The sequence below is a fragment of the Aminithiophilus ramosus genome (assembly GCF_018069705.1).
In the GTDB taxonomy this organism is placed as follows: domain Bacteria; phylum Synergistota; class Synergistia; order Synergistales; family Aminithiophilaceae; genus Aminithiophilus; species Aminithiophilus ramosus.
On sequence record NZ_CP072943.1, the window covers coordinates 2,038,559 to 2,051,795 of the forward strand.

Annotated in this window: 14 protein-coding genes; 2 read left to right on the forward strand and 12 right to left on the reverse strand. The window is 66.6% G+C overall.

Annotated features, from left to right (window positions below; translation table 11 throughout):
• The first annotated feature begins 34 nt into the window (after nucleotides 1–34).
• The gene (locus KAR29_RS09445) at nucleotides 35–496 is read left to right on the forward strand and encodes a hydrogenase maturation protease (RefSeq protein WP_274372749.1); all 462 of its coding nucleotides are present in this window, start codon (nucleotides 35–37) and stop codon (nucleotides 494–496) included.
• Here the strand turns inward: KAR29_RS09445 and lptB are convergent.
• The 6 genes from lptB to thrC form a co-directional block, all read right to left on the reverse strand.
• Nucleotides 486–1,211 (reverse strand): LPS export ABC transporter ATP-binding protein, encoded by a 726-nt coding sequence (lptB, locus tag KAR29_RS09450; RefSeq protein ID WP_274372750.1) that lies wholly within the window; start codon nucleotides 1,209–1,211, stop codon nucleotides 486–488. The genes KAR29_RS09445 and lptB overlap by 11 nt on opposite strands.
• The gene (locus tag KAR29_RS09455) at nucleotides 1,211–2,047 is read right to left on the reverse strand and encodes a hypothetical protein (protein ID WP_274372751.1); all 837 of its coding nucleotides are present in this window, start codon (nucleotides 2,045–2,047) and stop codon (nucleotides 1,211–1,213) included. The genes lptB and KAR29_RS09455 overlap by 1 nt, the downstream gene beginning before the upstream one ends.
• Before the next feature lie 84 nt (nucleotides 2,048–2,131).
• The gene (locus KAR29_RS09460) at nucleotides 2,132–3,139 is read right to left on the reverse strand and encodes an aspartate-semialdehyde dehydrogenase (RefSeq protein WP_274372752.1); all 1,008 of its coding nucleotides are present in this window, start codon (nucleotides 3,137–3,139) and stop codon (nucleotides 2,132–2,134) included.
• Nucleotides 3,140–3,143: 4 nt separating this feature from the next.
• Nucleotides 3,144–4,358 carry an aspartate kinase gene (locus tag KAR29_RS09465; RefSeq protein ID WP_274372753.1) on the reverse strand — a complete coding sequence of 405 codons (1,215 nt, stop codon included), beginning with the start codon at nucleotides 4,356–4,358 and terminating at the stop codon, nucleotides 3,144–3,146.
• Between the two features lie 2 nt (nucleotides 4,359–4,360).
• A complete protein-coding gene (gene thrB / locus KAR29_RS09470) occupies nucleotides 4,361–5,299 on the reverse strand; it encodes a homoserine kinase (protein WP_274372754.1) in 939 nt (312 codons plus the stop codon).
• A complete protein-coding gene (thrC, locus tag KAR29_RS09475; protein ID WP_274372755.1) occupies nucleotides 5,296–6,339 on the reverse strand; it encodes a threonine synthase in 1,044 nt (347 codons plus the stop codon). The genes thrB and thrC overlap by 4 nt, the downstream gene beginning before the upstream one ends.
• A 434-nt stretch (nucleotides 6,340–6,773) precedes the next feature.
• On the opposite strand from thrC, the gene greA reads away from it, so the two are divergent.
• Nucleotides 6,774–7,274, forward strand: coding sequence for a transcription elongation factor GreA (gene greA, locus KAR29_RS09480; RefSeq protein ID WP_274372756.1), 501 nt, complete (start codon nucleotides 6,774–6,776; stop codon nucleotides 7,272–7,274).
• A gap of 62 nt (nucleotides 7,275–7,336) precedes the next feature.
• On the opposite strand, the gene KAR29_RS09485 is transcribed toward greA, so the two are convergent.
• The 6 genes from KAR29_RS09485 to KAR29_RS09510 form a co-directional block, all read right to left on the reverse strand.
• On the reverse strand, nucleotides 7,337–8,278 hold the full coding sequence (locus tag KAR29_RS09485) for a D-alanine--D-alanine ligase family protein (RefSeq protein WP_274372757.1): 942 nt from the start codon (nucleotides 8,276–8,278) through the stop codon (nucleotides 7,337–7,339).
• 87 nt (nucleotides 8,279–8,365) lie between these two features.
• On the reverse strand, nucleotides 8,366–10,009 hold the full coding sequence (locus KAR29_RS09490; RefSeq protein WP_274372758.1) for an LPS-assembly protein LptD: 1,644 nt from the start codon (nucleotides 10,007–10,009) through the stop codon (nucleotides 8,366–8,368).
• Nucleotides 9,994–10,485, reverse strand: a complete 492-nt coding sequence (locus KAR29_RS09495) for a hypothetical protein (protein WP_274372759.1) — start codon at nucleotides 10,483–10,485, stop codon at nucleotides 9,994–9,996. The genes KAR29_RS09490 and KAR29_RS09495 overlap by 16 nt, the downstream gene beginning before the upstream one ends.
• Nucleotides 10,486–10,549: 64 nt before the next feature.
• Nucleotides 10,550–11,689 carry a hypothetical protein gene (locus KAR29_RS09500; protein WP_274372760.1) on the reverse strand — a complete coding sequence of 380 codons (1,140 nt, stop codon included), beginning with the start codon at nucleotides 11,687–11,689 and terminating at the stop codon, nucleotides 10,550–10,552.
• 8 nt (nucleotides 11,690–11,697) lie between these two features.
• Entirely contained in the window at nucleotides 11,698–12,132 is a 435-nt protein-coding gene (locus KAR29_RS09505; protein ID WP_274372761.1) for a hypothetical protein, read from the reverse strand.
• Nucleotides 12,133–12,201: 69 nt separating this feature from the next.
• A complete protein-coding gene (locus KAR29_RS09510; protein WP_274372762.1) occupies nucleotides 12,202–13,227 on the reverse strand; it encodes a hypothetical protein in 1,026 nt (341 codons plus the stop codon).
• Nucleotides 13,228–13,237: the final 10 nt, after the last annotated feature.

A 13,237-nucleotide genomic window follows, 5' to 3' on the forward strand; every position in this document is an offset into this window, starting at 1 on the left:
CCGAAGACATCGAAGGAATCGAGGTGCTCTCCTCATGTGCGATCACGTTCTGCTTTTCGGCGTGGGTAACGTCCTTCGCGGCGACGACGGCGCGGGACCGGCCCTTCTCTCTCTCCTTCAGAGGAAAAACCTTCCCTGGCTCCGGTGCCGCGACGGCGGGCAGAACCCCGAGAACGTCCTTCCCCAGATGGCGACGGAAAGGGCGGGGAAAATCCTCGTCGTCGACGCGGCCCTCATGGGACTCCCGCCGGGCTCGGTACGGCAGGTCCCTCCCGATCTTCTCCGGGAGGAGATCTCCCTTTCGGGACTGTCCCTCGGCTTTCTCCTCGGCTGTTACGGCAGGGGGCGCGATCTGTCCCTCATCGGCATCGAGCCCCTGCGGCGAGGCCTGGAGAAGGGGCTCTCCCTCCCCGTCGCCCGGGCCGTCGCTTCGACGGCCCGCCTCATCGAGAGTCGCCGATGGGACGAGATCGCCCGGCTGACGTTCACCAGGTGAAGCGCTCTCCCAGATAGAATTTGCGGGCCACGTCGCTTCCGGCCACGACGGAGGGCGTCCCCTCGATGAGAATCTGCCCCTGGTGGATGAGGTAGGCGCGGTCGGTGATGGCCAGCGTTTCCCGGACGTTGTGGTCCGTGAGAAGGATGCCGTACCCCTTGCGCCTCAGGCCGACGATGAGCTGCTGGATGTCGTAGACGGCGATAGGATCGATGCCGCTGAAGGGCTCGTCGAGGAGGAGAAATTCGGGCATGATGGCCAGGGCCCGGGCTATTTCGACGCGGCGGCGCTCGCCGCCGCTGAGGGCGTAGCCCGCTATGTCGACGATCTTCTGAAGGCCGAAGTCCTCGATGAGTCGTTCGGCCATTTCGCGCCGTTCGACCGGAGGGCGGCCCATCTCCTCCAGCACGAGGAGGAGGTTCTCCCTGACGGAGAGATCGCGAAAGACGGAGGCCTCCTGGGGCAGATAGCCCAGGCCCAGGCGGGCTCGGCGATACATCTCCAGGCCGGCCAGCTCCCGCCCTCCGATGGAGAGGCTCCCCGAGTCGGGCCGGACGAGGCCGACGATCATGTAGAAGGTCGTCGTCTTGCCCGCGCCGTTGGGCCCCAGAAGCCCCACGATCTCCCCTTGGGCTACGGAAAGGGAGACGCCCTGGACGACCTTGCGCCCCTTGAAACTCTTGGCCAGGTTCCTGGCCTGGAGGCGACATTCCATCAGGGGGTGCCCCTTTCGGGGAGGCTGAAGGTGATCTTGGGCGACCCGAGGGCCTCGATGCGCCGCGAGGCCAGATGAAGGACGAGGCTGTCGGCCCGGAGCGTCCTCTCCCCCTGGCGGGCGACGGCCGAGCCGGAGACGACAAGCGTTCCCCTCGCCTGGGAGTAGAGGGCTTTGGCCCCGACGATGCGCAGGGTTCCGCCGTCGGCGCCCGTCAGGCGGGCCTCGACGGAGCCCGAGGCCGTCACCTCGACGACGACGCCGCCCTTCAGCTTTCCCTCGACGACGGCGGCCCTGAAGAACAGACCGGACTGGGCGTCCTCGTAACGTTTCAGGCCGGTGATCCTGAAGGCGTCGCCGTCGAAGCGCCCCTCGTCGGCCTCGACGGCCCGGGGGCCGGAGAAGGCCTCGACGCCTCCCGTGGCGTGAAGCAGCCCCGACTCGCGCCACAGAAGGCGGGCACAGCGCAGTTCGTCGTCGCCTCGGCGAAAGGAGACGGCCCCCTCGGCCACGACCTCGAGGCCTCCCTCCTCGCGATAGGAGAGGCTTTCGGCCTCGACGTCGACGTTTCTTTCCTCCGACCGCCCCCTGACGCCGCCCCAGAGACGGTACCGCCCCTCGGCGAGGAAACCCTCGGCCTCCTGGGCATCGAAGGCCATGCCTCCCTTTCGGAGGACGACGTCGCCCTGAGCGCGGATCTGCTGGAAGGCCGGATCGTAGCGCAACTCCTCGGCCCGGAGAGAGGCCTCCTCTCCCTCGGCGACACCGCCCATCACAAGAAAGGCGGCGAGAAGAAACGCGCCGACGGGCCCCCGCCTTTTCGATTTCATCGCCATTGTCGCACCGTCCTCAAGACAAGAAGTGGCGGCCCGTGAAGGCGCCGCCGCTATTGTACCTTATCGTCGCCGGGCCGATGAGGTTCAGGGGCGCAAAGCCCCTCTCTCCAGAAGGAACTCCCCGATCTGGACGGCGTTGAGGGCCGCTCCCTTCTTCAGGTTATCGGAGACGACCCAGAGGGCCAGGGCCCGATCGAGGGCCGTGTCGCGCCGGATTCGCCCCACGTAGACGGGATCGGTCCCGGCGGCCTCGCGGGCCAGAGGGTAGGAGGCCGAGGCCGGGTCATCGACGACGACGACGCCGGGGGAGCGGGAGAGGATCTCCCGGGCCCGCTCGGGCGCGAGGTCGCGGCGGAACCGGAAGAGGAGGGCCTCCGAATGACCTCGGAAGACGGGGACGCGGACGGTGGTGCAGCTCACGGAAAGATCGGGAAGGGCCATGATCTTCCGCGATTCGCGGACCATCTTCCACTCCTCCTCGCTGACGCCCTCCTCGTCGAAGGCCCCGATGTGGGGCAGGGCGTTGAAGGCGATGGAATGGGGATACACGGAAGGGAGGGGTTCCTCGCCGGCCAGCGCGGCCCGGGAGCCCCGATCGAGTTCTTCCACGGCGGCCCGGCCCGTCCCGGAGACGGACTGGAAGGTGACGGCGCTCATGTAGTCGAGACCGGCCTCTTTGTGGAGAGGCCAGGCGGCGACGACGGCCTGAATGGTGGCGCAGTTGGGGTTGGCGATGATCGGCCGCCCCAGGGCCGTCTCTGCGTTCACCTCGGGGACGACGAGAGGGACGGAAGGGTCCATCCTCCAGGCCGAACTGTTGTCGACGACGACGGAACCGGCACCGGCGGCGACGGGAGCCCAGATGCGGGAAGGGCCCGATCCGGCCGAAAAGAGGGCCAGGTCGACGCCGTCGAAGGCCCTTTCGTCGACGGCCCGGACGGTCCAGGAAGCCCCCCGAAAGAGGATCTCCCTCCCGGCCGATTGAGGCGACGCCAGCAGGCGGAGTTCGTCGACGGGGAAGTTCCGCTCCTCCAGGACGCGGACCATTTCCCGGCCGACGAGGCCCGTCGCTCCCAGCACGGCAACGCGCATGACCCTAATCCTCCTCGGGGATGAACTGGCTGTGGAGGGCGCGGACGGCCTGCTCCATCTTGGGTGCCGCCACGACGCAGGTGATGGCCATCGATGTGGCGGCGATCATGTCGAGGTTGATCTCCTCGCGTGCCAGGATGGAAAACATCTGCGACGGGATCTCGGGATGGCTGGCGATGCCCGCGCCGACGACGGAGACGCGGGCGATCTCCGTATCGAAGGTGACGCCCTGGGCTCCGATCTGGCGGACCAGGTCGCGGCAGACCTCGATGGCGTCGCCCAGAAGGGATTTCTTGATGAGGAAGGCGATGTCGTTGACCTGGCCTCGCATGACGCTCTGAATGATCATCTCGGCGCCGACGCCCCGGTCGGCCAGGGCCGAAAAAAGGCGAGCCGCCACGCCGGGCACGTCAGGAACGCCGAGGATGGCCACTTTGGCCGTCTCTCGGTCCGACACGACGGCCTTGACGACCAGTCCTTCGTTGACGTCGAAATTCATGACCCATGTTCCCTCCTCAGCACTGAAAGTGGAAGCCACGTAGATGGGGAGCTCCATGCGGGCCGCCAGCTCGACGCTGCGCGACTGGAGCACCTTCGATCCGGCCACGGCCATCTCCAGACACTCCTGACAGGAGATGCGCGACAGTTTGCGGGCCTCGGGGACGATGCGGGGATCGGCGCTGTAGATGCCGTCCACGTCGGTGTAGATGTGGCACGAATCGGCCTCGAGGGAGGCCGCCAGGGCGATGGCCGAGAGGTCCGACCCTCCCCTCCCGAGGGTGATGACGTCTCCGTTGGGAAGCACGCCCTGGAAGCCGGCGACGACGGGGACCTCCCCTGCGGCGAGGGAGCGCTCCACCTGCTGGGGCTCCATGCGGCAGATCCGCCCCTCGCTGTAGTGCCCTCCGACGCGAAAACCCGCCTGAGCCCCCGTGAAGGATCGCGATTTGAGCCCCTCGGCCTCGAGGGCCAGGGCCAGCAGGGCGATGGTCTGCTGTTCTCCCGTGGCCAGAAGCTGGTCCATCTCGCGGCGGTTCAGGCTCGGAGCCACCTCCATGGCGAGGCGGATGAGGCCGTCCGTCGTCTTGCCCATGGCCGAGACGACGACGACGACGGAATCGCCCTGGCGGACGAAGGAGGCCGCCTTTCGGGCCACGCCTCGGACTTTGTCGGCCGTGGCGACCGAGCTGCCGCCGAACTTGAAGACGCGCCGTGCCATGGTCAGAGGACCTCCTCGGGAACGAGAGAGAGAACCTGAGCCCCTTCGTCGTCGACGTCGAGAACGAAGAAGCGGCTACGGACGCCGTGATCGGAGAAGACGCGGCACATCGTCGAGGCCACGGCCTGAGGATTCCCCTTGACGAAGGCGAGGACGCTGGGGCCGGAACCGCTTATGGCGACGCCGAGACACTCGCGATGGAGGCGGACCTTCTCGAGGATCGTCTCCCCCCCGGGAAAGAGCTTGGCCCGGAACTGCTGATGGAGCCTGTCGTCCATGGCCCAGGGAAGCTCCTCCCAGCGCCCCATGGCCCAGGAGGCGGCGAAAAGAGCCACCCGGCCCACGTTGAAGACGGCATCCTGAAGGCTCACCTGCTCGGGCAGGGCCGCCCGGGCCGTCGAGGTGCTGACGCGCACCTCGGGAACGGCGACGACGGTGACGATCTCCCGGGGCAGGGACCGGAGGCGGACGTGGCGAAGCTCCCGGCCGTCCCAACAGCTGACGACCATGCCGCCGAGGCAGCAGGGGACGATGTTGTCGGGGTGCCCCTCTATGGCCGTCATGAGGGGCAGCAGCTCCTCGCGGGGAAGAGGGCGGTCGCGGAGAGCGTTGGCGATGAGGACGCCGCCCACGACGGCTCCGGCCGAGCTGCCCAGGCCGCGGCAGAGGGGAATGGCGTTGACGGAGCGGAGGGAGAGGCCGGGAGAGGCCGTCCCCCACTCGGAACAGGCCCGAAGGTAGCTTTTGACGACGAGGTTGGCCTGGGGATTCTGAAGCTCGCCGCTCCCCTCGCCGATGACGTCGATGACGAATTCCCCTTCGGGCAGGAGGTCGAGGATCTCGTAGTCGTTGTAGAGGGCCAGCCCCAGGCCGACGGTATCGAAGCCCGAGCCCAGGTTGGCGCTGGAGGCGGGGACGCGGACCCGGAAGGGCGTTTTCATCGCGACAGGACCTCCCGTAGGGAGTCCCAGCTGTCGTCGATTTCGACGGGCTCGGGAACCTGGGCCAGGGCGGCGTCGGGATCCTTCAGACCGTTGCCGGTGAGGACGGCGGCGATGCGGATTCCCTGGGGGAGCCGTCCCGCACGGTGCAGCTTCAGAAGACCCGCGACGGAGGCGCAGGAGGCCGGCTCGGCGAAAACGCCCTCCCGCGAGGCCAGAAGGCGCTGGGCGGCCAGGATCTCCTCGTCGGTGACGGCCAGAAACTGCCCGCCGCTTTCGGCGACGGCTCTTCGGGCCTTTTCGGCGTTGACGGGACGGCCGATGCGGATGGCCGTGGCCACCGTCTCCGGCTCGTCGACGGGGTGACCCTCGACGAGGGGGGCCGCTCCCGCGGCCTGGACGCCGATCATCGCCGGCACGGTCGCGGTCCTGCCCAGCTCCCGATAGCGGTTGAAGCCTGCCCAATAGGCCGAGATGTTGCCGGCGTTGCCGACGGGGATGGCCAGCCAGTCAGGCGCCTCGCCCAGCTCGTCGCAGATCTCCCAGGCCGCCGACTGCTGTCCCAGAAGACGGAAGGGGTTGACGGAGTTCACGATGGCCAGCCCCAGGTCCTCGGAGGCCTGTTTGGCCAGGTCGAGAGCCCTGTCGAAATTGCCCCGGACGGCGACGACGCGGGCGCCGTAGATCAGCGCCTGGGCCAGCTTGCCCCGGGCCACCTTGCCCGCCGGAAGGAGGACGAAACAGGGAATGCCGGCCCGGGCGGCATAGGCCGCGGCCGCCGCCGAGGTGTTGCCCGTCGAGGCGCAGACGACGGCCTTGGCCCCTCCCTCGATGGCCTTGGCCACGGCCAGGACCATCCCTCTGTCCTTGAAGGAACCTGTCGGATTGGCGCCCTCGAATTTGGCCCGCAGGTCGACGGAAAGTTCTCGTCCCAGATTTTCCAGCGGGATGAGGGGCGTCTGTCCCTCGCAGAGGGACAGACGGGGCGTCGCCTCCGTCAGGGGCAGCAGCGCTTCGTAACGAAACAGAATTCCTCTCAATGCGTCCGACCTCCCAGCATGATCGCCAGCTCTTTGCCTCGGGCACGACCGTACAAAAAAGCCCGTCTCCCCTCAGGAGACGGGTCTGACCCGCGGTTCCACTCCGTTTCCGGCTCGCGCCGGCACTCGTCCCCGCTGTAAGGGGCGGGGCCCCGACGCCTTATCGCTGAACGCGCTTCGGCATCCGCTCCGGGATGGTCTTCGGCATTCTCCCGACCCGCGAAGATCCTCTCAGCCACGGGACCCTCTCTCTGTCCGGCGAAAGACGCCTACTCTTCCCTTCATCGCAGGCCGTATCAACCGGCCGATAGGTTTCCGTATTTTTTACGCCCACTTCGCCCAATTGTCAAGGCATTGCCCAAAGAAGACAACTCTGATAAAATGATCGACCGACATAGGAAGACACCCCCGGCCAGTCCAAGGAGGCTGATGTCATGGCGACGAGCACCCGCACCTCCGACGACGTCATCGTGATGACGCGAAGCGGCTACGAAAAGCTCAGGGAAGAACTGGTCCAACTGCGAAGCACGGGCCGCACCGAGATCGCACGTCAGCTCGAAGAGGCCCGAGGCTTCGGCGACCTGAGCGAGAACGCCGAGTACCAGACAGCCAAGGACGAACAGGCCAAGCTCGAAAGCCGCGTCCAGTGGCTCGAGTACCAGCTGAGCAAGGCCAAGGTCATCGACACGGAGGACATCGACAGCAGCAAGGTCACCTTGGGGACGACGGTCCGCTTTCTCGACCTCGACAGCCGTCGCGAGTTTTCCTACACCATCGTCGGTTCCGAGGAATCGGACCCCAAGGCCCTCAAGCTCTCCGTGGCCAGCCCCGTCGGCCAGGCCCTCATGGGCAAGGAGACGGGAGAGGAGGTCCTGGCCCGCGTCCCCAAGGGAATGCGGAAGCTGAGGATTCTCGACATCTCCGTATCGAACTGATCGTCCTCCCGTGACGAAGAGGCGCCTTCCGAACGTTCGGAAGGCGCCTCTTCATCACGGAACTAACGCCTCCGGCAGGAGCGAGCCTCCTCCACGATCCGCCGCAACAGCTCGGAGAAGGCCATTCCCGCGGCCCTGGCGGCCTTGGGCACGAGGCTGGTCGCCGTCATGCCCGGAGCCGTGTTCACCTCCAGGACGAAAGGCCGCCCCTTCCCGTCGAGGCGCAGGTCGACGCGGCTGTAGACGCGGCAGTCCAACGCCCGATGGGCCGCCCTCGCGGCGGCGGAGACGTCGGCCTCCTCCTCGGCGGAAAGGGCTGCGGGCGTCTCGTAACGGCTCGCCCCCGCCGTGTATTTGGCCTCGTAGGAGTAGAAGCCCGAGGCGGGAAGGATCTCCACGACAGGAAGCGCCCGGACCTCCCCTTCCTCTTCGAGAAGGGTCGCCGTCAGCTCCCGACCTTCGATGAACCCTTCGACGATGACCTTCTCGTCGAAACGGCGGGCGTCGGCGACGGCCCGGGCCAGATCACAGGGGGCATCGACGACGGAGACGCCGACCGTGCTTCCGCAGCGGGCGGGCTTGACGACGACCCGCGTCCCGAGCCGGAAAAGGGCGTCGGCGCGAGGATCCTTTCCGCCTTCAAGCCTCTCCCCCTCTCCGAGGGTGAATCCCGGCGGCGTCGCCACGCCCCGCTCACGGAAAAGGGCCTTGCTCACTTCCTTGTCCATGGCGCAGAAACAGGCTTCGGGCCCCGAGCCCGAATAGGCCTTCCCGGCCATCTCCAGAAGGGCCTGAAGACGGCCGTCCTCTCCCCACCCCCCATGAAGGGCGACGAAGAAAAAATCCGCCTCGTCCAACAGGGAGAGGACCTCCCCCGCCTCCCGGACTTCAAGGGGACAGACCTTCCAGGGGAGTTCCCCCAGGGCGGCGCAGACGGCCGCGCCGCTTCTCAGGGAGACCTCCCGCTCGGGAGAATCCCCTCCGAACAGAACACCGATTCTCATCTCATCGCCTCCAACGATAGCGGCCCTCGTCGTCCTCAGGGACGACAGGCGGGCCGGACAGGACGGAAGGAACCGTTCTCCCGACCGTCAGGAATTTTTCGGAATGGAGGCAGGCCGGGCGCCCGGCTCGTCGATCTCCTTTTCCTGGAACTGCAGGGGACTTTCCGGATAGGCCTTGATGATCAGCCTGAGGCCGGCCCAATCGTCGCCGCGGATCCTGTCGTCCCGGACCGTCAGCTCCCAGGCGAGGCAGTCCACTTCGTAGCGCAGCTGATAGAGCATCTCGTCCAGGTTGTGATCCCGGAGATCCCAGCCGCCTCGGAGAGAAAGTTCCCACTGATCCGAAACGGGCAGGGTGACGCGCTGGTAGACGGTCTCCGTCTCGTCGTAACGGTCCCACTTCATGGGCGACGTGCCGTCGACCCATCTTCTGACGTAGGTGGAGCGCAGACGGAGGGAACCGGCCGACCAATCGAAGCCGAAGGCCAGATCGGTCGTCTTCTGGCTCTCCGAATCGGAGTCGTCGTAGTCGTAGTACCAGTAGGTGGCGCGCCAGAAGGGACGGAAGGCGGCCGTCGAGGCCCCCTCGCCGTAGAAGTCGAGGCCGGCGCCGCGCCGCTCCGTCGTCAGCCCCTCCTCGCCGTAGCGCCCCCAGCTTCCCAAAAGGCGCCACCAGCCGCCCGAGGCGGCGTCGCTCCACCAGGGTCCCTCTACGGTCACCTGAGGGTCGCGCCAGAGCGTCCCCTTGTAGCGTTTCTCTCCCGCCACGTCATCGATTTCGACGGACTCCCTCTGGCTCCAGAGGACCTCGGTGAACCAGCCCGATTTCTCGCTGCGGAGCCCCCAACGGGGCCTCCAGCGGTTTTCGTCGTCGACTTCGCTGTAGGAGTAGGAGCTCTCCAGGAAGAAGGAGGCATCGTCGCCGAGACGCTGCGTCAGGGTCAGACTGCCCTCGGGATCGATCTTCGACCAGGCCACGAGAGCGATTTCGGCCTGGCCCGACGACCAGGAGAGAGGACCGGAAATGCCCAGTCCGACGCCCTTGGTCCCGTCGTAGCGGGGCAGGGGGAGAAAGACTCCCGAGGCTCGGCGGGCGCTGACGATGTAGTCGAAGGGGTAGGTGAAAAGAAGTTTCTCGCCGATGTAGACGCGAGGCTGCTTGATGATGACCCGCTCCCCGGGGATGACGATGAGTTTTTTCGTCGTCAGCCGGTAGTGGGGCCGAGGCTCGTTGCAGGTCGTCACCGAGACGTGCTGCCACCAGCCGACGACCTCTCCCCTCTCGAGACCTTTGGCCTGTTTCGCCGTCACGACGCCTCGGCGCAGGGCCTCGTCGACGGGCAAGACCTCCAGATCCTCGCCCGAGAGGATGAGATGGTCGACACGGCCTCCCGCGTTGCGGATGAGGCCCCTGCCGGAGTTGAAGTCGTACTCGACGCTCTCTCCCTCGAAACGCTGCCCCCGCCACAGAAACGTCACGGGCGTCTTGCCGTCGGAGGAGGCCTTCACGATCTGTCTTTCCGTATCCATTTCGAGGAAGGCGGTGCGCATCTGCATGTCCGCATAGGAAAGGCGGACGTCCCCTTCGGCGCGGGCCACCCCCTCGGCCTCTTCGTAGACGAGGTGCTCGCCCTCGACGGAGATCTCCTTCGAGGCCCAGGCGACGGAGCCGGAAGAAAGCAAGAATGACAGGCCTATCAGGGAGATCAGAAGCCTCAGGGACTTTGCCAAAAAAGACGAGCCTCCTCTCGCAGGACGACGACGCCATCGATATCGAACGATCCCCGCCCGCTCTCCAGGCGGGTTCCGCCGAGCACATCCTCGATCTTGATCCCCCCCGAGAGGGACCAGGCCGACGCGCCTTCCGTCCAGAGGGCCTCCCCGGAAGACCAGCGCAGCTCAAAGCCCTCGCCGTTCAGGGTCCCCCGCGGGCGGATCAGACGGACCTGGGCCAAATCGTCGGCGTAGTCGGCCTGAGGAGCCGAAAAGGTCCACGCTCTCCCCTTCTCGTCGGAAAGGACGATCTCGACGGTATAGCCCCGCGCCGAGGTCGCGGAACGCTCCAGCTTCTCCGCCGTCAGGTGCCACGATCTCCCGTCGATCTCTCTCTCGAAGTCGACGCTTTCGACGGCGAGGACGATCTCCTCTTTGCCCTCGCGGCTCACGCCCGCCTGAGGAAGGCGGAGGGATAGGTCCCGCTGGACCATCCAGATGAAGCCTCCTCCGAGGAGGAGGAGAACCGGAAGGATCAGGTATTTTCTCCGGCGCGGTTTACCAGACAACCCTCCAGCCCCCCTCCTGCCGGACGAGCCGGAAGGTCTCGCTCTGAAGAACGCGGATGAAGACCAGTTTCTGAGCCGCCGTGACCTTGACCCTGTTCTCGTCGAGCCACGTCGTCCGATAACCGTCGCGGAGGGAGAGGCGGAAGGAGCGGGAAAGGGCCTCCCTGGCGAAGGTCTCCTCGCTCAGCAAAAGCCTCGATTCGTCGCTCAGGAGCCGATAGAGGGGGCCCGTTTCCCCGGCGCTCCAGAGACGGAGAAAGGTCTCGAGGGTCTCCTCTCGGCTGCGGAAGGGAGGCTCCTTCTCGGCGACTTCCGAGGGGGAGACCTCCAGGGGTTCTTCCGACGCCACAACCGGAGGCACTTCCACGTCGGCCGCCGCGATCGTCGCCTCGGTCTTCAGGGGCAGGGGGTCGGAGGGCAGGAGCAGGAAGGGGGGAGGCGGCTCGAACTCGGGCGCAGCGGCCGACGGGGGCTCCTCGACGGGAGAGCCGGGCACTGCCGCGGAGGGGGCGATGACGGGATCCGGCGGCGACGGCGTCTTCTGCGGCTCCTGAGGAAGAGGCGGGAGCTCGACGACGAGCTCCTCGACGTCGCCACCGACAGAGGCTCGGCCGGCGGCAAAGTCGAACCGTGTCTCCGGGGTAGGCCCCAGGCCCGTCAGGACGAGGGAAAAGGCCTCTTCCTGGCGGGGGAAGAAGACCAGTCCCTGAACGAGTCCCTCGATGGGCGAGGCCAGGCGTTCCTCGAAGGAGAGGGGAGCGATGCGACGGCCGTCGGGAAGCTCCAGGAAAAGCCGCTTCTCGACGGGATCGATCTGGACAGGTCGGCTTCCGAAGTTGTAGACCGAGAGAAGAAAGGCCAGGGCCTCGTCCATGCGAAGGCTCTTACGAAAGGACTGAGCCGACGTCTCCATCTCGTAGGGGGAGAAGCCCTGGCGGGAGCCCTCGACGCGGACCCAGGGATCGACCAACTCCTGCGGGTAGTGAACGACCCAGATCAGGCAGTCCTGGCCCCAACGGAACGAGGTCCAGGCATCGAGAATCCGGGCAACCTCCAAGGCCGGCTCTTGGGCTGACGCAACAGTCGCCGCAGAAAGGCAGAGGAAGAGGAGCAGGAGTCGACGTCTCACGAAGGACCTCAGAGTCTGTAATCGATGATGGCCGAGACGCCCACGCCCTGAACGCGTTTGAAGCGCTGGAGAGGGTTCTCGGAATCGATGGGGACGAGGACCTTGACGCCGATCCGTCCCTGGAAGGAGACGTCGAGCTGGGCCACGGCCTTGGTGGCGTCGACGACGCCCTTGGGGCCGGCCACCTGAGCCGCTCCGATGCTGGTGCCGCTGCCGATGGTGACGATGGGGACGACCTTCGTGTGTCCCTCGACCTTGACGCCTTTGTTGAGCGTGGCGGTGTTGATGAAATCGTTGATGGGACCGGCGACGGTCTTGACGAGCAGGCCGCCTCCGACGACGCCGATGAGATCGCCCAGATCGATGGCAGGGGCGGGAGCCGACACCGAGACGGTCAGAGCGAGAGCGGCGAAAAGACCGAGCACCCTCTTGCGCGTTTTCATGAGACTACCTCCTTTTCCCTATCCCTTTAGGCTTCCTTCGTTTTTCGTCTGTTCCGTTCGCGAAACCCGTCAGTTCGTCGCAGGAGGAGCGTTGCCGTCTCCGCTGTCTCCGCTGAGCTCCTCGCCGGGAGGAGGAGAGGCCTGCCGCGTCAGACCCTGAAGTCCCACCGGAACGGGGAAGGCCCTGACCGTCGTCTCCGTCGTCGACTCGAGGTAGAAAAGGGTCCCCTGGGCAAGCTCCTTCTCCCCTCCCCGGACGAGAAATCCCGTGGCCAGACCCAAGGGGCCGAGGACGACGAGCCCCAGGAAGCTGGCGCCCGCCGCGGCCAGGACCTCTTTGTCCGTCGAGGCGGCCTCCTTGGCCTTCTCTCCCAGGAAGACGGCGATTCGCTCCGGCCCCAGGGGAAGAAGGGCCTCGAAGGCGATCTTCACCTCGGCGGCGCGACCGAAGCTGCGCGGCGGCTTGACCTCGGCCACATGGCCGACGACGACGCTCCCTCGCGGGGCGACGAGATGGCCATCGACGACGAGGTCATCTCTCAGGGCCATGGCGACGGGCATGTCCTTCTCCGCCGTCCGGGGCGAGAGAGCCTCCTGCAGTTCGACGCGGACGAGGGTGGCCGCAGGCAGGGAGAGATCCTCCCAAGTGACGCCCTCGGCCAGGAGCAGGGCCACCAGCCGCTCGAGGCGCATCGCCAGAGGACGCTCCTCCCCCCTCTGCCCCTCGAGAAGCAGCTCCAGATCGGCGATGCGGTCGCGGGCCGCCTTGGAGGGGGATACCCTCTGAGAGACGGCCCACTCGGCCACGCCGAGCTTGAAGAGGAACGAGGGCTGCTCCGGACTCCCCTCGTCGATGTAGTTCAGAAGGGCCTGCTGCCTCTCGGCGATGCTTCCCGGCAGCTCGCGACCGAAAAGATCCTGCTCCACCTGGCCGAGGCGGGCGATGAGACCTCCGGGTTGAGGCCCTCCGTAGACGACCTTCTCCACTCTGCCCAGAAGCTGAAAGGGCGTCTCCTCGTCGGCCACGGCCCCGGAAAGGGCACAGAATCCGACGAAAAAAGCGGCGACGAGACAGACCCAGGCCAAACGTTTCATCGATCTACCT

What these genes read in the sequence shown, in the direction of transcription:
- KAR29_RS09455 (WP_274372751.1), bottom strand. Translation starts at nt 2,047, where the DNA reads ATGGCGATGAAATCGAAAAGGCGGGGGCCCGTCGGCGCGTTTCTTCTC.
- KAR29_RS09460 (WP_274372752.1), bottom strand. Translation starts at nt 3,139, where the DNA reads ATGCGCGTTGCCGTGCTGGGAGCGACGGGCCTCGTCGGCCGGGAAATG.
- KAR29_RS09485 (WP_274372757.1), bottom strand. Translation starts at nt 8,278, where the DNA reads ATGAGAATCGGTGTTCTGTTCGGAGGGGATTCTCCCGAGCGGGAGGTC.
- KAR29_RS09465 (WP_274372753.1), bottom strand. Translation starts at nt 4,358, where the DNA reads ATGGCACGGCGCGTCTTCAAGTTCGGCGGCAGCTCGGTCGCCACGGCC.
- KAR29_RS09505 (WP_274372761.1), bottom strand. Translation starts at nt 12,132, where the DNA reads ATGAAAACGCGCAAGAGGGTGCTCGGTCTTTTCGCCGCTCTCGCTCTG.
- greA (WP_274372756.1), top strand. Translation starts at nt 6,774, where the DNA reads ATGGCGACGAGCACCCGCACCTCCGACGACGTCATCGTGATGACGCGA.
- lptB (WP_274372750.1), bottom strand. Translation starts at nt 1,211, where the DNA reads ATGGAATGTCGCCTCCAGGCCAGGAACCTGGCCAAGAGTTTCAAGGGG.
- KAR29_RS09510 (WP_274372762.1), bottom strand. Translation starts at nt 13,227, where the DNA reads ATGAAACGTTTGGCCTGGGTCTGTCTCGTCGCCGCTTTTTTCGTCGGA.
- thrB (WP_274372754.1), bottom strand. Translation starts at nt 5,299, where the DNA reads ATGAAAACGCCCTTCCGGGTCCGCGTCCCCGCCTCCAGCGCCAACCTG.
- KAR29_RS09495 (WP_274372759.1), bottom strand. Translation starts at nt 10,485, where the DNA reads ATGGTCCAGCGGGACCTATCCCTCCGCCTTCCTCAGGCGGGCGTGAGC.
- KAR29_RS09445 (WP_274372749.1), top strand. Translation starts at nt 35, where the DNA reads ATGTGCGATCACGTTCTGCTTTTCGGCGTGGGTAACGTCCTTCGCGGC.